This is a genomic window from Pseudomonas sp. XP2 (genome assembly GCF_053557975.1).
Genome location: NZ_JBNRIK010000047.1, coordinates 1 through 17,548, shown reverse-complemented (window position 1 = coordinate 17,548; position 17,548 = coordinate 1). Strand labels below are relative to the sequence as shown.

At 61.6% G+C, this 17,548-nt stretch carries 17 protein-coding genes and 1 tRNA gene; 15 read left to right on the top strand and 3 right to left on the bottom strand.

What is annotated here, in order from left to right; all coding sequences use genetic code 11:
- Positions 1-123: 123 nt before the first annotated feature.
- The 13 genes from ruvC to ACK1VC_RS28105 all read left to right on the top strand — a co-directional run bounded on the left by ruvC (position 124) and on the right by ACK1VC_RS28105 (position 9,587).
- On the top strand, positions 124-648 hold the full coding sequence (ruvC, locus tag ACK1VC_RS28165) for a crossover junction endodeoxyribonuclease RuvC (RefSeq protein ID WP_016498323.1): 525 nt from the start codon (positions 124-126) through the stop codon (positions 646-648).
- Between the two features lie 109 nt (positions 649-757).
- A complete protein-coding gene (gene ruvA, locus ACK1VC_RS28160; RefSeq protein WP_016488654.1) occupies positions 758-1,375 on the top strand; it encodes a Holliday junction branch migration protein RuvA in 618 nt (205 codons plus the stop codon).
- Positions 1,372-2,418 carry a Holliday junction branch migration DNA helicase RuvB gene (ruvB, locus tag ACK1VC_RS28155; protein ID WP_191086887.1) on the top strand — a complete coding sequence of 349 codons (1,047 nt, stop codon included), beginning with the start codon at positions 1,372-1,374 and terminating at the stop codon, positions 2,416-2,418. The genes ruvA and ruvB overlap by 4 nt, the downstream gene beginning before the upstream one ends.
- Positions 2,419-2,543: 125 nt before the next feature.
- Positions 2,544-2,996 carry a tol-pal system-associated acyl-CoA thioesterase gene (gene ybgC, locus ACK1VC_RS28150; RefSeq protein ID WP_016488652.1) on the top strand — a complete coding sequence of 151 codons (453 nt, stop codon included), beginning with the start codon at positions 2,544-2,546 and terminating at the stop codon, positions 2,994-2,996.
- Positions 2,997-2,998: 2 nt separating this feature from the next.
- Entirely contained in the window at positions 2,999-3,694 is a 696-nt protein-coding gene (gene tolQ, locus ACK1VC_RS28145) for a protein TolQ (RefSeq protein ID WP_191086886.1), read from the top strand.
- Between the two features lie 14 nt (positions 3,695-3,708).
- On the top strand, positions 3,709-4,161 hold the full coding sequence (gene tolR / locus ACK1VC_RS28140) for a protein TolR (RefSeq protein WP_012273765.1): 453 nt from the start codon (positions 3,709-3,711) through the stop codon (positions 4,159-4,161).
- A complete protein-coding gene (gene tolA, locus ACK1VC_RS28135; RefSeq protein WP_191086885.1) occupies positions 4,161-5,279 on the top strand; it encodes a cell envelope integrity protein TolA in 1,119 nt (372 codons plus the stop codon). Before tolR ends, tolA begins: the two co-directional genes overlap by 1 nt.
- Before the next feature lie 26 nt (positions 5,280-5,305).
- Entirely contained in the window at positions 5,306-6,577 is a 1,272-nt protein-coding gene (tolB, locus tag ACK1VC_RS28130) for a Tol-Pal system beta propeller repeat protein TolB (RefSeq protein WP_012273763.1), read from the top strand.
- Positions 6,578-6,631: 54 nt separating this feature from the next.
- On the top strand, positions 6,632-7,132 hold the full coding sequence (gene pal / locus ACK1VC_RS28125; protein WP_012273762.1) for a peptidoglycan-associated lipoprotein Pal: 501 nt from the start codon (positions 6,632-6,634) through the stop codon (positions 7,130-7,132).
- A gap of 6 nt (positions 7,133-7,138) precedes the next feature.
- The gene (gene ybgF, locus ACK1VC_RS28120; protein ID WP_016488650.1) at positions 7,139-7,945 is read left to right on the top strand and encodes a tol-pal system protein YbgF; all 807 of its coding nucleotides are present in this window, start codon (positions 7,139-7,141) and stop codon (positions 7,943-7,945) included.
- Positions 7,946-8,113: 168 nt separating this feature from the next.
- Positions 8,114-8,761 (top strand): 7-carboxy-7-deazaguanine synthase QueE, encoded by a 648-nt coding sequence (queE, locus tag ACK1VC_RS28115; RefSeq protein ID WP_016488649.1) that lies wholly within the window; start codon positions 8,114-8,116, stop codon positions 8,759-8,761.
- Between the two features lie 16 nt (positions 8,762-8,777).
- Positions 8,778-9,452 carry a 7-cyano-7-deazaguanine synthase QueC gene (gene queC / locus ACK1VC_RS28110; RefSeq protein WP_016488648.1) on the top strand — a complete coding sequence of 225 codons (675 nt, stop codon included), beginning with the start codon at positions 8,778-8,780 and terminating at the stop codon, positions 9,450-9,452.
- A 59-nt stretch (positions 9,453-9,511) separates the two neighbouring features.
- Positions 9,512-9,587, top strand: a tRNA-Lys gene (locus ACK1VC_RS28105).
- 83 nt (positions 9,588-9,670) lie between these two features.
- On the opposite strand, the gene ACK1VC_RS28100 is transcribed toward ACK1VC_RS28105, so the two are convergent.
- The 3 genes from ACK1VC_RS28100 to ACK1VC_RS28090 all read right to left on the bottom strand — a co-directional run bounded on the left by ACK1VC_RS28100 (position 9,671) and on the right by ACK1VC_RS28090 (position 14,261).
- Complete coding sequence (locus ACK1VC_RS28100) at positions 9,671-10,630, bottom strand: cation diffusion facilitator family transporter (protein ID WP_016488647.1); 960 nt, start codon at positions 10,628-10,630, stop codon at positions 9,671-9,673.
- A gap of 145 nt (positions 10,631-10,775) precedes the next feature.
- Positions 10,776-12,842: a methyl-accepting chemotaxis protein gene (locus ACK1VC_RS28095; protein ID WP_070086902.1), complete on the bottom strand. Its 2,067-nt coding sequence runs from the start codon at positions 12,840-12,842 to the stop codon at positions 10,776-10,778.
- Positions 12,843-12,908: 66 nt separating this feature from the next.
- Entirely contained in the window at positions 12,909-14,261 is a 1,353-nt protein-coding gene (locus tag ACK1VC_RS28090; protein ID WP_016488645.1) for an APC family permease, read from the bottom strand.
- A gap of 439 nt (positions 14,262-14,700) precedes the next feature.
- Between ACK1VC_RS28090 and ACK1VC_RS28085 the strand changes: the two genes are divergently transcribed.
- Both ACK1VC_RS28085 and nadA read left to right on the top strand, forming a co-directional pair.
- Positions 14,701-16,209, top strand: coding sequence for a YdgA family protein (locus ACK1VC_RS28085; RefSeq protein ID WP_191086884.1), 1,509 nt, complete (start codon positions 14,701-14,703; stop codon positions 16,207-16,209).
- A 270-nt stretch (positions 16,210-16,479) separates the two neighbouring features.
- Complete coding sequence (gene nadA / locus ACK1VC_RS28080; RefSeq protein ID WP_019472564.1) at positions 16,480-17,538, top strand: quinolinate synthase NadA; 1,059 nt, start codon at positions 16,480-16,482, stop codon at positions 17,536-17,538.
- Positions 17,539-17,548 lie beyond the last annotated feature (10 nt).

The following is a 17,548-nucleotide window of genomic DNA, read 5'->3' as shown; positions in this document are numbered from 1 at the left end:
GGTAAACCCGCTCCCACAGGTACTGCACCGCGTTCGAATGCGGTGCAGTACCTGTGGGAGCGGGTTTACCCGCGAAAGGGCCGGTACAGTTTGCAAAGACGCATCATTTTTACGACAGGCACTATGACTCTGATTCTTGGTATCGACCCCGGTTCGCGCATCACCGGCTACGGCGTAGTACGCCAGACCGCCCGTGGTTGCGAGTACGTGGCGTCGGGCTGCATCCGCACCGGCAGCGGCGAGCTGCACGAGCGGCTGCAGATCGTTTTTCGTGGTGTCAGTGAAATCATCGCCCAGCATGAACCGGTGACCATGGGCATCGAGCGGGTGTTCATGGCCCGCAATGCCGATTCGGCGCTAAAGCTCGGCCAGGCCCGCGGCGCGGCTATCGTCGCTGCCGCCGAAGCCGGGCTCGAAATCGCTGAATACAGCGCCACCCAGGTCAAGCAAGCGGTGGCTGGGACCGGTGGGGCCAACAAGGAGCAGGTGATGATGATGGTCATGCACCTGCTGAAACTGACGCAAAAGCCGCAGATCGACGCCTCGGACGCCCTGGCTATCGCCCTGTGCCACGCCCACACCCGTTCCAGCCTGGTGCCCCATGGCCTGGCCACGGCGCGGCGGCGCGGCGGGCGCTTGCGTCTGTAGGCGCTTCATGCGCTGATACACATTTTGTGCGGGTGATGCGTTCACCCGTTGCATTTGCTGATAGGGTTGAGCGGTCTTTGACCGGCTCCCCGAGAGGAAGGATCGGAACGTGATTGGACGTTTGCGCGGCACCCTGGCGGAGAAACAGCCGCCGCACCTGATTATCGACGTCAACGGCGTGGGTTACGAACTGGAAGTTCCCATGACTACGCTGTACCGTCTGCCCAAGGTGGGCGAACCCGTCACCGTGCACACCCATCTGGTCGTGCGCGAAGACGCCCACTTGCTCTATGGGTTCGCCGAAAAGCGCGAGCGTGAGCTGTTCCGCGAGCTTATCCGGCTCAATGGCGTGGGTCCCAAGTTGGCATTGGCGCTGATGTCCGGCCTGGAAGTCGACGAGCTGGTCCGCTGCGTGCAGGCCCAGGACACGTCGGCCCTGGTGCGCGTGCCCGGCGTCGGCAAGAAAACCGCCGAACGCCTGCTGGTCGAGCTCAAGGACCGTTTCAAGGCCTGGGAAACCTCGCCGGCCATGTTTACCCTGGTGTCCGATGGCCCGTTGCCAGCCGCCAGCGAGTCCAGCGCCGAGGCAGATGCCGTCAGTGCTTTGGTATCGCTGGGTTACAAGCCGCAGGAAGCGAGCAAGGCAATCGCTGCGATCAAGGACAAGGCCGGCCTTGGCAGTGAAGAGCTGATCCGCCGCAGCCTGAAAGGGATGATTACCAAGTGATCGAAGCCGACCGCCTGATTGCCGCCAGTGGCCGCGACCGCGAAGAGGTCCAGGACCGTGCGATTCGCCCGCTGAGCCTGGACGATTACATCGGCCAGCCGGTGGTGCGCGAGCAGATGGCACTGTTCATCCAGGCCGCCCGTGGCCGCAGCGAGTCGCTTGACCACACCCTGATTTTTGGCCCGCCCGGGCTGGGCAAGACTACTCTTGCCAACATCATTGCCCATGAAATGGGCGTGTCGGTAAAAAGCACCTCGGGGCCGATCCTCGAGCGCCCCGGCGACCTGGCAGCCATGCTGACCAACCTCGAACCGCACGACGTGCTGTTCATCGACGAGATCCACCGCTTGTCACCGGTTGTCGAAGAGGTGCTGTACCCGGCCATGGAGGACTTCCAGCTCGACATCATGATCGGCGAAGGCCCGGCGGCCCGCTCGATCAAACTCGATCTGCCACCGTTCACCCTGGTAGGGGCTACCACCCGTGCCGGCATGCTCACCAACCCGTTGCGTGACCGCTTCGGTATTGTCCAGCGCCTGGAGTTCTACAGCGACAAGGACCTGGCCACCATCGTCAGCCGTTCGGCCAACATCCTTGGCCTGGTCATCGAAGACCAGGGCGCCTACGAGATTGCCCGACGTGCCCGTGGCACTCCGCGTATCGCCAACCGCCTGCTGCGCCGCGTGCGCGACTACGCCGAGGTGCGCGGCAAGGGCCAGATCACCAAGGCCGTGGCCGACATGGCGCTGAACCTGCTGGATGTCGACGAACGTGGCTTCGACCATTCCGACCGCCGCCTGCTGCTGACCATGATCGAGAAGTTCGATGGCGGCCCGGTAGGGGTGGACAACCTGGCTGCGGCCATCAGCGAAGAGCGCCATACCATCGAAGATGTGCTGGAGCCGTACCTGATCCAGCAGGGCTACATCATGCGCACGCCGCGCGGTCGCGTGGTCACCCGGCATGCCTACCTGCACTTTGGCCTGAATATTCCCGGGCGTTTGGGGGAGGGCGGTGATTTTCCCGAGCCAGGCGATGAATGACAGATCAAAAGCGACTTTTCGTGGTCCTACCGCTGGCATGCCAAGGGTGCGCTGGCAATAAGACATTAATGAAGAAAAAACAGTTGCCACAGCGGATTGGCAAGCTGAGGAGTAAGCACTAGAGTATGCGCGCGCAAAATCAGCTCGAACCGTTCGCACACCGTTGTCGCGTCTATTACGAAGATACCGATGCGGGCGGTGTGGTGTATTACGTCAACTACCTGAAATTCATGGAGCGCGCGCGCACCGAACGCTTGCGGCACCTGGGGTTTTCCCAGTCGCAGCTGGCTGAAGACAACCTGCTGTTCGTGGTCCATTCCAGCGAAGCGCGTTATCACGCGCCGGCGCGGCTGGATGACGAATTGCGGGTGACCGCGCACGTACTTGAACTCAATCGCGCCAGCCTGCGTTTTGTACAGCAGGTCTGGCGGGAAAAGGATGAAACGCTGCTTTGCGAAGGGCAGTTCCTGGTGGCCGCCGTGCGCGCCGACACTTTCAAACCCCGAGCCATACCCCCCCAGCTGCGCGACGCCTTTGCGGCGGACGGCTCGGGTAATCAATCGAATGCAGGAGAATAAGCGTGGAAGCTAACGTCGTCGACCATACCTCCATGTGGAGTCTGGTCAGCAATGCCAGCTTGGTGGTACAGCTGGTAATGCTGATTCTGGTGGCCGCCTCGGTCACCTCATGGATCATGATCTTTCAGCGCAGCACCATGCTGCGCGCTGGTCGTCGTGCGCTGGATGCCTTCGAGGAGCGCTTCTGGTCGGGCATCGACCTGTCCAAGCTGTACCGCCAGGCAGGCAGCAACCCCGACCCGGATTCTGGCGTGGAGCAGGTCTTCCGTGCCGGCTTCAAAGAGTTCTCGCGCCTGCGTCAGCAGCCGGGCGTTGACCCTGACGCGGTCATGGAAGGCGTTGGCCGTGCCATGCGCGTTGCCATCTCGCGCGAGGAAGAAAAACTCGAGCAGAGCCTGCCGTTCCTGGCCACCGTCGGTTCCACCAGCCCGTACATCGGCCTGTTTGGTACCGTATGGGGCATCATGAACTCCTTCCGCGGCCTGGCCAGTGCCCAGCAGGCCACCCTGGCAACCGTTGCCCCGGGGATCGCCGAAGCGCTGATCGCCACCGCCATTGGCCTGTTTGCAGCAATCCCGGCGGTAATCGCCTACAACCGTTTTGCCGCGCGCAGCGAAGTGCTGATCGGTCGTTACTACACCTTCGCCGACGAGTTCCAGGCGATCCTGCACCGCAAAGTGCACACCAGCGAAGAGTAATCAGGTAGAAGCCCATGGCCCGAGTTCGCCACAAACGCAAGCCCGTCGCCGAGATGAACGTGGTGCCCTACATCGACGTGATGCTGGTGCTGCTGGTCATCTTCATGGTCACGGCGCCCATGCTCAACCAGGGCGTGAAGGTCGACCTGCCCAAGGTTTCCAGTGAAGCCTTGCCGCAGGACAACAACGTCCAGATCCTCACCATTTCCATCAAGGCCGATAAAACCTATTACTGGAACCTTGGCAGCGAAGTCGATACCGACAAGCAGATGGACAAGGCCATGACCTTGCCTGACATGACCAATGCCGTGACCAAGATCATTGCTGCCGGCCGTGACCAGGGCAAGCAAACCCAGGTGTTCATTCGTGGCGACAAGGCTGTCGACTATGGCGCGGTCATGGGTGCCATGGGCGGGTTGCAGAAGGCCGGTGTCGGTAACGTTGGCCTGATTACCGAGGCGCCCTGATGCAACAGCGAGAGCCATCCGCCTCGGAAAGCTACTTCTGGCCCAGTGTCTGGGCCATCGGCCTGCATGTGCTGGTGTTCGCCATGCTGTTCGTCAGTTTTGCCATGACGCCAGAACTGCCGCCTTCCAAGCCGATTGTTCAGGCTACCCTGTACCAGCTCAAATCCAAGAGCCAGGCGACCACCCAGACCAATCAGAAGATTGCCGGGGAGGCGAAGAAAACCGCTTCGCGCCAGACCGAGGTCGAGCAACTGGAGCAGAAGAAGGTCGAACAGGAGGCCGTGAAGGCCGCGGAACAAAAGAAGGCCGACGCCGCTCAAAAGGCCGAAGAGGCTCGCGAAGCCGCCGAGGCGAAAAAAGCCGAGGACGCTGCCAAGGCTGCCGAAGCCGCCAAGGCTACCGAGGCCAAGAAAGCCGCAGAAGCCAAGAAGGCCGAAGAGGCTAAGAAGGCCGCCGAGAAGCAGCAGGCCGACATCGCCAAGAAAAAGGCCGAGGAAGAAGCCAAGAAAAAAGCCGAAGAAGAGGCCAAGAAAGAGGCCGCTGAAGAGGCGAAGAAGCAAGCCGCCGAGGACGCCAAGAAAAAGGCAGCCGAAGAGGCCAAGAAGAAAGCAGCCGAGGACGCCAAGAAGAAAGCGGCGGCCGAGGACGCCAAGAAAAAGGCAGCTGAAGAGGCCAAGAAAAAGGCCGCTGCAGACGCCCAGAAGAAAAAGGCACAGGAAGCGGCCCGCAAGGCGGCAGAAGACAAAAAAGCCCAGGCCTTGGCCGAGCTGTTGTCCGACACCACCGAGCGGCAGCAGGCGCTGGCTGACGAGCAGGGTGACCAGGTAGTCGGTGGCTTTGACGACCTGATCCGCATGCGCGCGGCCGAGGGCTGGGCACGACCGCCTTCCGCGCGCAAGGGCATGACGGTGACCCTGCAGGTCAACATGTTGCCGGACGGCACCATCACCAGTGTCAGCGTGGCCCGTTCCAGTGGTGACGGCCCGTTCGACAGTTCGGCGGTGGCAGCGGTGAAGAACATTGGTCGTTTGACCGAGATGCAGGGTATGAAGCCGAGCGATTTCAATCCATATCGTTCGTTCAAGATGACATTTACACCTGAGGATCTAGCGTTGTGATTAAACGTCTGAGAGGACTGCTGGTCATGCTCTGCTGCGTGGCAGGCATGGCGGTGGCAGAGGAAAAGAACATCCTGGTCACCAGCGGCAGCGACCGGGCAACACCCATCGCGGTAGTGCCGTTCGGCTTGCAGGGCGGCAGCGTGCTGCCCGAAGACATTGCCGATATCATCGGCAACGATCTGCGCAACTCCGGGTACTACTCGCCGATTCCGCGGCAGAACATGATCAGCCAGCCGTCGCAGGCCAGCGAAGTGATCTTCCGTGACTGGAAAGCACTGGGTGCCCAGTACGTGATGGTTGGCAGCATCGTGCCGTCCGGCGGTCGCCTGCAGGTACAGTACGCGCTGTTCAACGTCGCCACCGAGCAGCAAGTGCTGACCGGTAGCGTGGCCGGCAGCACCGACCAGTTGCGTGATATGGCGCACTACATTGCCGACCAGTCGTTCGAGAAGCTCACCGGCATCAAGGGCGCGTTCTCAACCCGTATGCTGTACGTGACGGCCGAGCGTTTCTCCACCAACAACACCCGCTACACGTTGCAGCGTTCGGACTACGACGGTGCGCGTGCGGTCACCCTGCTGCAATCGCGCGAGCCGATCCTGTCGCCTCGCTTTGCACCGGATGGCAAGCGTATCGCCTATGTGTCGTTCGAGCAGAAGCGTCCGCGCATCTTCATTCAGAACATCGACACTGGCCGCCGCGAGCAGGTGACCAACTTCGAAGGCCTGAACGGTGCGCCAGCCTGGTCGCCTGATGGTTCGCGCCTGGCGTTCGTGCTGTCGAAGGACGGCAACCCTGACATCTATGTGATGAACGTGGCGTCGCGCCAGATCAGCCGAGTTACCGCAGGCCCGGGTATCAACACCGAGCCGTTCTGGGGTAAAGACGGCAATACCCTTTACTTCACGTCCGACCGTGGCGGCAAACCGCAGATCTACAAACAATCGGTCAGCGGTGGTGGTGCCGAGCGCGTCACCTTCGTGGGCAACTACAACGCCAACCCGAAACTGTCGGCTGACGAAAAGACCTTGGTGATGATTCATCGCCAACAGGGCTTTACCAACTTCAAAGTGGCGGCACAGGACTTGCAACGCGGAAGTGTAAAGATTCTCTCGGAAACAAGTCTTGATGAGTCTCCCACTGTTGCGCCAAACGGCACCATGCTAATCTACGCCACCCGCCAGCAGGGCCGGGGAGTCTTGATGCTCGTGTCGCTTAATGGCCGCGTGAGGCTCCCACTTCCTACCGCTCAAGGCGAAGTCAGAGAACCGTCCTGGTCCCCTTACCTGAACTGATTGCGGCGTAATACGTTTTGCTTAACACACTGGGGTTTCATTAGGAGTTTCACGATGGAAATGCTGAAGTTTGGTAAATTCGCTGCGCTGGCTCTGGCCATGGCTGTAGCTGTAGGTTGCTCCTCGAAGGGCGGTGACAACGCAGGCGAAGGCGCTGCTGTAGATCCGAACGCTGGCTACGGTGCCAACACTGGCGCTGTTGACGGCTCCCTGAGCGAAGAAGCCGCCCTGCGCGCAATCACCACCTTCTACTTCGAATACGACAGCTCGGACCTGAAGCCAGAAGCCATGCGCGCTCTGGACGTTCACGCCAAGGACCTGAAGTCCAACGGCAACCGCGTTGTCCTGGAAGGCAACACCGACGAGCGCGGCACCCGCGAGTACAACATGGCTCTGGGTGAGCGTCGTGCCAAGGCCGTTCAACGCTACCTGGTTCTGCAGGGTGTTTCCCCTGCTCAGCTGGAACTGGTCTCCTACGGTGAAGAGCGTCCTGTTGCCACTGGCAACGACGAGCAATCCTGGGCTCAGAACCGCCGCGTAGAACTGCGTAAGTAAGTTCTTATGCGTATGTGCCGCCGTGTAGTAACCGTCCTCGCACTCAGCCTGCCGCTCGCGGCCTGGGCTGAGGTCCCTGTAGTAGATGACAACGCAGGCAGCTATCCGCCTGTGGGTTATGGCACGAGCGGCGCCTATGCCGGGTCAGGGGCTTCGGCCCCTGCCTCTGCACAGGGCCAGCTGTTCATGCAGCTGCAACAGATGCAGGACCAGCTTTCCCGCCAGCAAGGCATCATCGAAGAGCTGCAGAACGATGTGTCGCGCATGAAGCAGGAAAACCTGGAGCGATACCAGGACCTGGACCGTCGCATCAACAGTGGCGCTGCACCTGCCGCGACCCCTGACAATTCCTCCGGTGGTGGTGCTTCAAATGCCGCCCCCGCTGCAGCAGCTGGTGCTGCTGCGCAACAACCGGCCGCCAGTAGCGAGCCTGGTGATCCCGCGAAAGAAAAGCTCTACTACGATGCTGCTTTCGACCTGATCAAGCAGAAAGACTTCGATAAGGCCAGCCAGGCCTTCAATGCCTTCCTGCGCAAGTACCCCAACAGCCAGTACGCCGGCAACGCCCAGTACTGGCTGGGTGAAGTGAACCTGGCCAAAGGCGACCTTCCGGCTGCCAGCCAGGCCTTCGCCCAGGTCAGCCAGAAGTATCCCAAGCACAGCAAGGTGCCGGATTCGCTGTACAAACTGGCCGATGTCGAGCGCCGCATGGGCCACACCGACAAGGTCAAGGGCATCCTGCAGCAGGTCATCACCCAGTACCCCGGCACCTCCGCCGCGCAGCTGGCCCAGCGTGACTTGCAGAAGCTCTGAGCCCTGCAGCTGTACCGCTCGAAAGAAACCCGCGCCAGTCGCGGGTTTTTTCGTTAGAATCACTGCCCTTTTTTCGTAAACACGCTGCTGCGGATAACGCCATGTCGAGTCCGCGACAGTGCCTGACGGAGGCGGACAGCCTGTTTAGCTGTCACGCCCGTGGCGAGCATGCAAGACACATTACGCATCACAGAAGTCTTTTACTCTTTGCAGGGTGAAACGCGAACGGCTGGCCTGCCCACCGTATTCGTGCGCCTTACCGGCTGCCCCCTGCGCTGCCAGTACTGCGACAGTGCCTATGCCTTCACTGGCGGCACTGTTCGTACCCTCGATTCGATCCTTGAGCAGGTTGCCGGCTTCAAGCCTCGCTACGTGTGCGTGACAGGTGGCGAGCCGCTGGCCCAGCCGAATGCCTTGCCGTTGCTGCAACGACTGTGCGACGCCGGCTATGAGGTCTCGCTGGAGACCAGTGGCGCCCTGGATATCTCGGGCACCGATGTGCGCGTCAGCCGTGTGGTCGACCTCAAGACCCCTGGGTCGGAAGAGTCCCACCGTAACCGCTACGAGAACATCGAGCAGCTCACCCGCAACGACCAGGTCAAGTTCGTCATCTGCTCGCGCGAGGACTATGACTGGGCTGTCTCCAAGTTGATCCAGTACAACCTGGCCGAGCGCGCCGGCGAGGTGCTGTTTTCGCCAAGCCACCACCAGGTGAGCGCAAGCGACCTGGCCGACTGGATCGTTGCCGACAACCTGCCCGTACGTTTCCAGCTGCAGTTGCACAAGCTGCTGTGGAACGACGAACCCGGACGTTGATTGAGAGTAAAAGCACATGACTGAGAAACGCGCAGTAATCCTGCTGTCTGGCGGCCTTGATTCCGCCACCGTCGTAGCCATGGCCAAGGCCGAAGGCTACAGCTGCTACACCATGAGCTTCGACTATGGCCAACGCCACCGTGCCGAGCTGAATGCAGCTGCCCGTGTCGCCCGGGACCTGGGCGTGGTCGAGCACAAGGTAATCGGCCTGAACCTCGACGGTATCGGTGGTTCGGCGTTGACCGACAGCAGCATCGACGTACCTGAAGCCCCAAGCGAAGGCATCCCGGTCACCTACGTGCCGGCGCGAAATACCGTGTTCCTGTCGCTGGCCCTGGGCTGGGCAGAAGTGCTGGAGGCGCGTGACATCTTCATCGGCGTCAATGCCGTGGATTACTCCGGTTATCCCGATTGCCGTCCCGAGTTTGTCGAAGCCTTCGAGCGCATGGCCAACCTGGCTACCAAGGCGGGCGTAGAAGGGCAGGGCTTCCGTATTCAGGCGCCGCTGCAAAACATGAGCAAGGCGCAGATCGTGCAGGCCGGCATGGCCCGTGGCGTGGATTACAGCCTGACCGTTTCCTGCTACCAGGCCGACGATGATGGCCGCGCCTGTGGCAAATGCGACAGCTGCCGCCTGCGCGCCGACGGCTTCAAGGCGGCTGAGGTACCAGACCCTACGCGGTATGTTTGAAAAAACTGTGATGGGGTATTGATTTCTCTTTAGAAATCAGTATTATACGCGCCATCAATGGGTCGTTAGCTCAGTTGGTAGAGCAGTTGGCTTTTAACCAATTGGTCGTAGGTTCGAATCCTACACGACCCACCATACGCAGTACGTCAAAGCCCGCTACCAGAAATGGTCGCGGGCTTTTTCGTTTTCGCGATCTTGGGGCGCACAGCGCCCCCAGCTTACTCGGCCCACTCGGGGTCGCCTGTGAATACCACCGTCAGCCAGCGGTCCGGCCCTTCACCGCCTACTGCATCACCAATCTCGTTGCGCCACGTATCCCATTCATCGATGGTCTTTGCGGCCATTGTCTTTGGCACGATGAAATACAGCTCAATCTCTCGTGAGCGCCCAACCTTGGCGACATAGGCACGGTACGACTGCAGCCCGTGGCGGGCGACAAAGGCCTTGGCCACTTCATCGACGTGCAGCTTGAGGTCGCCGGGGGTAACCAGAAAGATTTCAGACAGCGCCTGGCGGACCACCGACAGCGGCAGCGGAATGATCACCAGGCACACCAGCGCCAGCACCGCCGGGTCGATGTACGGCGACACCCACTCCAGCGATGTGCCTTGCACCGCGTAACCAAAGCAGAAGGCGATCAGCAACGCGGCGGTGATGCTGGCCGACATCACCCAGCCCTTGACGTCCATGCGCACGAAGTCTGACTTCAGCTTGCGGTTGGCGCGGGCTTCGACGACGGCGATGGTCACGCAGGTGATTACGGTCAGCACGGCATAGACCATGGCAATACCGAACTCCAGGTGACGCCCGCCTTGCAACAGGCTGCTGACGGCGTTGATCAGCGCGTAGATGGCCACGCCGCTAAGCAGGATGCCGTTGAGTGCCAGGACCATCGGTTCCAGGTGCCAGAAGCCCATGGTGAAACGCTCACGTAGCTTGCGTGACATCTGCACGCTGGTGGTGTGCGAGGTAATCAGCTTGACCACTACAAGTGAAAGGCCGCTCATGCTGGCGTCGACCAGCGAGTACACGCCGTCGAAGACGATGGAGAATGAGCCGGAGGCCAGGCCGAAGGCGATGCCTATGGTGGCGATGAACAGGGTGACGGCAATCGAGGTGCGTAACAGGCCCTGTTCGCTGGTGATGTCGAAGAAGGTGGATCGGGTTGCGGTTTGCATGACGTGTGCTCAGTAAAAACGATAATGCTGTGGTGGCTGTACGGGCTTCTTCGCGGGCACGCCCGCTCCCGCCGAGCCTGCGTTGGCCTGGAAGGCGACCACGCACCTGTGGGAGCGGGCGTGCCCGCGAAAGGGCCCTTGCAGGTTAGACGCGGAATTGCTCCATCAGCGCCTGTTGCTGGTTGGCCAGCCGGTTCAGCGCCTGGCTGATGCGCGCCGATTCGTCGGCCTGGCCAGCCAGTGATTCTGTCACATCCCGGATGCCTGCCACGTTACGGTTCACTTCCTCGGCCACCGCGCTCTGTTCTTCGGCCGCAGAGGCAATCTGCAGGTTCATGTCGCTGATCACAGTCACCGCCTCGCCAATGCGCTGCAGTGCAGGCAGCGCCTGTTCCATGCGTGCCGCGCTGGCCTGGGCCTGGCGCTGGCCTTCGTGCATGGCGCCCACGACATCTTGGGTGCCTTGCTGCAGGCCTTCGATGACCTGGCGAATTTCCTCCACCGACACCTGCGTGCGCTGGGCCAGGCCGCGCACCTCATCGGCGACCACGGCAAAACCACGCCCGGCTTCGCCCGCACGGGCGGCTTCGATGGCTGCATTGAGTGCCAGCAGGTTGGTCTGCTCGGCGATGGTGCGAATCACCTCCAGCACCGAGCCTATCTGGCCGCTGCGACCCTCCAGTGCTCGGGCCTCGTCCATGGCAGTGTTCATGCCGGCGGCCAGGCGATCGATGCCCTGGCGGGTGCTGTCGATCAGTTGCAGGCCTTCGCGGCTGGCCTGGTCGGCGGCCCGTGCGGCCTGGGCCGCCTGTGAGGCATTGTGTGCAACATCCAGGGCGGTGGCGCTCATCTCGTTGGCCGCCGTGGCCACTTGCTCGATTTCACGGTGCTGCTGCTGCATGCCGTTGCTGGTCTGGCTGGCGATGGCGGCAGACTGGTCGGCGGTGCCGCGGGCCTCCTGCAGCGAGCCCTTGACCTGAGCGATGACGGGTTGCAGTTTGTCGAGGAAGCGGTTGAACCAGTGGGTGAGCTGGCCCAGTTCGTCCTGGCGGGCGTAGTCCAGGCGGCGCGTGAGGTCGCCTTCGCCGCTGGCAATATCTTGCAGGCGTGCGGCCACGGCCAGTATTGGCCGGGTGACGCCGCGTGCGGTCAACCACACCAGCAGCAAGCCTGCGATGGCAGCGCCAAGGCCGATCAGCAGGCTGTTGAGGTTGGCATTCTGGCTATGGGCGTCCAGGCGCTGGTTGAGGGCTACGGCGGGTGCCTGCAGCACGCTTTCCGGCAGTTCCAGCAACACCTGCCAAGGGGCTGCGCCAGGGATCGGGGCGAAGGGGTGGGCCACGCGCAGCAGGCCGTCGGCTACTGCATTGTCCATGGGCTTACCGAGCACGCTGGCGTCACGACTGTTGCCAGCCAGCAGGCCGGCTGCGCTGGCAATACTCACATGGCCCTGGCCATCGAACAGCTCGCGGCGGCCGTCCAGGCTCAGTTGCTGCAGGTTGGCCAGGCCAATGTCCAGGCCGACCACGCCGACAACCTTGCCCTGTTCCAGCAGTGGCAGGGCGATGCTGGTCATCAGCACCTGACGGCCATTGACCTCGTCGAGGTACGGTTCGAGCATGCAGGTAGTGGCGGTGTCCTGCGGGCAGGTCAGCCAACGGTTCTTCGCTGCGCCGTTGCTGCCAATGCTGGCATCGCCAAGCATGGCTTCCGGCATGGCTTCAAGTTCCAGGGCGCCGGGGCGCGGTTGTGACCAGTACAACGAGAAACGCCCGCGTTCATTGCTACCCATCGCCTCCTGGCCAAGGTGCTGGCTGTCCTGCTGGTCCAGTGCGTTGGGCTGGAACACCAGGTACAGGCCGATTACATCCGGGTTGCCGGCCAGGCTGGCACGGGCCTGGCGCGTCAGCTCGGCGCGCAGGTCACTGCCGCCTCGGGCCTTGAGTACCTGCACCAGGCGGGCAAAGCCATTGGCGTACTGATAGGCGTCCATGAAGTAGCGCTGCACCCGCAGGGCCTGGGTTTGCGCGTGGGCCTGCAGGCGCTGGCGCGCACTGTTGTCGAGCATGGCGGTGCTGGCCTGGCTGACCAAGGCAGCGCTGCGCTGCGCCTGGGTCAGCGAGGTGGCCACCAGCAAGGCGACAATGGCCAGCAGGCACAGGCCGGCGAGCAGGGTGATCTTCCACTGGATGGAGAGGCGACGCAGCGGCATGAGGGCTTTCCTTTTCGGGCAAGTACAACGCCCGCGGTCAGGCGCGGGCGTTGTCGGCAGCAGGGGTCATTCGGCGATGTAGTTGGGCGGTGCCGACCGGAAGGCTTTGGTCAGCCAGCCCAGGTAGATCAACCCGAGCGTTGCCCAGATGCCGCCAAACATCAGCGAGTGCACATTCAGGTCCAGCCACAGCGAGACGATGATGCAGAAGCCGATGGTAGGCAGCACCAGGTACTTCAGTTGGTTGGCCAGGCCTTTGCGGTTGCCTTCGCGCAGGTAGCAGTGGTTGATCACCGACAGGTTGACGAAGCTGAATGCGACCAGTGCGCCGAAGTTGATGATCGAGGTCGCGGTAACCAGGTCGAAGAAGATCGCTGACAGCGAAATCAGCCCCACCACCGCAATGTTCAGCACCGGCGTCTTGTAGCGCGAGTGCAGGCGGGCAAAGAGGCTGGCGGGGATCACGTTGTCGCGGCCCATCACGTACAGCAGGCGCGACACGCTGGTTTGCGAAGCCAGGCCAGACGCGATGGTGTTGATCACGGTGCAGGCGATGAATACCGACTGGAACAGCTTGCCGCCGACGTACAGGGCGATTTCCGGCAGGGCCGCTTCCTGGTCGTGGAAGCGCGCCATGGTCGGGAAGTAGGCCTGGATGAAGTACGACACGGTGATGAACACCACGCCACCGATCAGTGCGGTCAGGAAGATCGCCCGTGGGATCGTCTTGGCCGGGTCACGGGTTTCTTCGGACAGGCAGGTGACCGCGTCGAAGCCCAGGAACGAGAAGCACAGGATGGTGGCACCGGCAGCCAGCGCGCTGAGGTGGGTCTGGCTGTCGGCGAACGGCAGCAAGCTCCAGGTGGTGCCCAGCCCTTCACCCTGGCCCAGGCCGCGCACGCACAAGTAGATGAACACGGCGATGATCGCCACCTGAACGCCTACAAACAGCAGGTTGAAGTGCGCCACCAGGTTCACGCTGCGCATGTTGATCAGGCTGATCAAGGTGACGAAGCCGACGACCCACAGCCACTCTGGTACTTCAGGGAACATGGCCGAGAGGTACAGCTTGGCCAGCAGCGCGTTGACCATCGGCAGCAGCAGGTAATCCAGCAGCGACGACCAGCCGACCAGGAAGCCCACATGCGGGTTGATCGCACGTTGTGTGTAGGTATACGCCGAGCCCGACTGCGGAAAGCGTTTTACCAGGGTGCCGTAGCTTACGGCGGTGAACAGGATGCCCGCCAGCGCCAGGATGTAGGCGCTGGGCACATGGCCGGCGGTGATGCCGCTGACGATGCCGAAGGTGTCGAACACGGTCATTGGGGTCAGGTAGGCCAGGCCAATGATGATCACGTGCCAGAGGCGCAGGGTTTTGCGAAGTTGGCCGTTGCCGGAAGCGCTGTGATCAGGCTGCATGCTGACATGGCTCCTGGTGCTGGGCGTAAACGGCGGGCACGGTGTATTGCGCATACGGCAAGGGCGAGCGGGTGGGCTCCATGTTGTTCACCTTTTTTGTAGGAGCAGCAGAAGGCGCGGGGGACGCGCTAAGTGGTGAAAATAAAAAACGATGGGTAGGTTGGTGTCAAGTTAAACATGACAAGATGTTACTGAATTGAAATATTTATCGATTTATAAGGGGTTTTGTTCGGTTTTTGCGCGTTTTTTTGCGGTTTTGATCAATTTGAATGTTCGTAAAAATTAACGAATGTGCCTCCCGGGGATGCGTGTCAGATGGTTCTGAAAAATGGATTTCTCGGTGAAGGCTGGCCCTCGTCTTCCATCGCAGTGTTAATCTTCGCCTCCTGCGTGGCCTTTGCTCGCCCAATGAAGCCCTTACGGACAATCGGTTCTATTCATGAAGAAATCAGTTGGCATTCTTTCCGGCCTGGCGATCGCCATTGCCGTCGCATCTACCGCTGGCGCCTGGTACACCGGCAAGCAACTGCCAGCCGAACTGGACAACGCCGTTGCCCGCAGCAACGCCGAACTCAAGAAGGCCCTGGTGACCACCGGCGGCAGCATGAGCATCGAACGGGTATCGCTGGAGCAGCATTTCTTCAGCACTACCGCCCAGTACCGGCTCAAGGCCCGCGACATAAACCTGGGTGAAGGCGAGGTGGTAAATTTCGACGTGGGCGTGACCGACCAGATTGAGCACGGCCCCTTTCCCTGGTCGCGGGTAAAGGCGTTGAAGCTGATGCCGGTGATGGCGGTCAGCAACAGCACCTTGCAGAAGGACGATGCCACCGCCGCGTGGTTCGCTGCCGCAGGCGAGCAGGCCCCGATCAGTGCACAGACCAGCCTGGGGTACGGCGGCAGTGTGGCCAGCCAGGTCCGGCTGGCGCCGGTCAAGCTTGACGAGGCGGACGGCAACAGCCTCGACTTCTCGGGTATGCAGCTGGAGGTCAGTGGCGACAAGGAGGGCAAGGCTTCGAAATTCCACGGGCAGGCCGACCGTTTCGTGATGAAACTTGTGCGCGATGATCAGCCGCCTGCCACGTTCGAACTCAAAGGCCTGAAGGTTGGCGGCAACTTGGCCGCCACCCCGCACGACACTGTCTATGTGGGTAACGTCGACCTGGTGCTGGCCGAAACCAAGGTCACCCTGGGGCCGAAACAGCAGGTGCTGCAGATCAAGGGCCTGGAGCAGAATGTCCTGCAAGCCCTCGATGGCCCGGATACCGTGGGCGGTCGCGTGGAGTACAAGGTCGGCGACATGACCTGGGATGGCCGTGCGGTGGGCAAGGCGCAGATGGTGGTGAGTGTCACCTCGGTCAACGCACCGGCATTGCAGGCGTTGTCGAAGTGGTACCAGGCGCACTTGCCGGAGTTCGAGGCAGCGTCTGCCGCTGGCCAGCCTGTACCGCAGATCCGCATGGACGACGCTGAGAAGGCCAAATTCCAGGGCGACCTGCGGCAACTGCTGGCCGCCAGGCCCAAGGTGGCGATAGAAAACCTGGCGTTCAAGACCGCCAATGGCGAGAGCCGTTTCAACCTGTCGATGGCCTTCGCCGCCCCAGCCAGCTTCGATCTGCCGCCAGACCAGTTGAGCAAGCAACTGATCACCGAGGTGAAGGGCAAGCTATCGCTCTCCAAGCCGATGATGGGTGACCTGGCGACCTTGCAGGCGCTGCTGGATGGCCAGACTGATGCCCAGGCGATTGCCATGCAATCGAGCCAGGCGGGGGAGATGGTCGGCATGATGGCGCTGCAAAGTGGCCTGGCCACCGTTGAAGGCAACGATGTGGTGAGCAGCCTGCACTATGCCGATGGCATGGTCGACTTCAACGGCAGGAAAATGACCGTGGAAGCGTTTGCCATGCTCATGGCAGCGCACCTGGCAGCACTGTCGCCGCAGGGTTGACACCCGCTTTGTCAGGCAACGCTGTTTTGTAGGAGCGGCCTTGAGTCGAAAGGGCTGCTCCTACACAACGCTCATTGCAGTCGCTCGGGTGACAACACAAAAACCACTTTAGTAATCGCTGGATTGTCTGTAGCCTTCGGCCTCCGATAATAATCCGCGCCCGCAGAGGGCCGTGGCGGCCTGCGTGCCGTCCGGCACCCTTAGCCGATCTGTCAGGGCCGGGTGATACACTCGATTTGATGCGCGCGCGCGCCTGCAGGTCCAGCGATCATGACCCAGATTTCCGAACGCCTGTTGGTTCAGGCTCACCTCGACGCCAAGCAGCCCAACCCGCTGACAGCCGAGCAGGAGGCCGAATACCGTGCGGCCATCGCTGCCGAGCTCAAGGCCCAGAACGCCGTGCTGGTTGCCCACTATTACTGCGACCCTGTCATCCAGGCCTTGGCTGAAGAAACCGGCGGCTGCGTGTCCGATTCGCTGGAGATGGCCCGCTTTGGCAAAAATCACCCGGCCGAAACGGTGATCGTGGCCGGTGTGCGCTTCATGGGCGAAACCGCAAAAATCCTCACCCCGGAAAAACGCGTGCTGATGCCCACCCTGGAGGCCACCTGCTCGCTCGACCTGGGCTGCCCAGTTGAAGAGTTCTCAGCCTTCTGCGACCAGCACCCCGAGCGCACTGTGGTGGTCTATGCCAACACTTCGGCTGCCGTGAAGGCCCGTGCCGACTGGGTGGTGACTTCAAGCTGCGCGCTGGAAATCGTCGAAAGCCTGATGGATAACGGCGAAACCATCATCTGGGGCCCAGACCAGCACCTGGGCCGTTACATCCAGAAGCAGACCGGTGCCGACATGCTGCTGTGGGACGGTGCCTGCATCGTTCACGAAGAGTTCAAGTCGCGCCAGTTGGCCGACATGAAGGCGCTGTACCCGGACGCAGCGATCCTGGTGCACCCCGAGTCGCCTGAAGCGGTGATCGAGTTGGCCGATGCGGTGGGGTCCACCAGCCAACTGATCAAGGCGGCGCAAACCCTGCCAAACAAGACCTTCATCGTCGCCACCGACCGCGGCATCTTCTACAAGATGCAGCAGTTGTGCCCGGACAAGGAGTTTGTCGAAGCCCCCACCGCTGGCAACGGTGCGGCATGCCGCAGCTGTGCGCACTGCCCGTGGATGGCGATGAACACCCTGGAGCGGGTGCTGGACTGCCTGCGTAATGGCAGCAACGAGATTTTTGTCGACCCGGCCCTGGTGCCCAAGGCGATCAAGCCGCTGAATCGCATGCTGGACTTCACCCAGGCGGCGCGCCTGAAGCTGTCCGGTAACGCCTGAGATCGCTGGG

Excerpts from the sequence above, each read along its gene's own strand:
- ruvC (WP_016498323.1), top strand. The coding sequence starts at position 124 with ATGACTCTGATTCTTGGTATCGACCCCGGTTCGCGCATCACCGGCTAC.
- ybgC (WP_016488652.1), top strand. The coding sequence starts at position 2,544 with ATGCGCGCGCAAAATCAGCTCGAACCGTTCGCACACCGTTGTCGCGTC.
- tolR (WP_012273765.1), top strand. The coding sequence starts at position 3,709 with ATGGCCCGAGTTCGCCACAAACGCAAGCCCGTCGCCGAGATGAACGTG.
- tolA (WP_191086885.1), top strand. The coding sequence starts at position 4,161 with ATGCAACAGCGAGAGCCATCCGCCTCGGAAAGCTACTTCTGGCCCAGT.
- tolB (WP_012273763.1), top strand. The coding sequence starts at position 5,306 with ATGCTCTGCTGCGTGGCAGGCATGGCGGTGGCAGAGGAAAAGAACATC.
- pal (WP_012273762.1), top strand. The coding sequence starts at position 6,632 with ATGGAAATGCTGAAGTTTGGTAAATTCGCTGCGCTGGCTCTGGCCATG.
- ybgF (WP_016488650.1), top strand. The coding sequence starts at position 7,139 with ATGCGTATGTGCCGCCGTGTAGTAACCGTCCTCGCACTCAGCCTGCCG.
- queE (WP_016488649.1), top strand. The coding sequence starts at position 8,114 with ATGCAAGACACATTACGCATCACAGAAGTCTTTTACTCTTTGCAGGGT.
- queC (WP_016488648.1), top strand. The coding sequence starts at position 8,778 with ATGACTGAGAAACGCGCAGTAATCCTGCTGTCTGGCGGCCTTGATTCC.
- ACK1VC_RS28100 (WP_016488647.1), bottom strand. The coding sequence starts at position 10,630 with ATGCAAACCGCAACCCGATCCACCTTCTTCGACATCACCAGCGAACAG.
- ACK1VC_RS28095 (WP_070086902.1), bottom strand. The coding sequence starts at position 12,842 with ATGCCGCTGCGTCGCCTCTCCATCCAGTGGAAGATCACCCTGCTCGCC.
- ACK1VC_RS28090 (WP_016488645.1), bottom strand. The coding sequence starts at position 14,261 with ATGCAGCCTGATCACAGCGCTTCCGGCAACGGCCAACTTCGCAAAACC.
- ACK1VC_RS28085 (WP_191086884.1), top strand. The coding sequence starts at position 14,701 with ATGAAGAAATCAGTTGGCATTCTTTCCGGCCTGGCGATCGCCATTGCC.
- nadA (WP_019472564.1), top strand. The coding sequence starts at position 16,480 with ATGACCCAGATTTCCGAACGCCTGTTGGTTCAGGCTCACCTCGACGCC.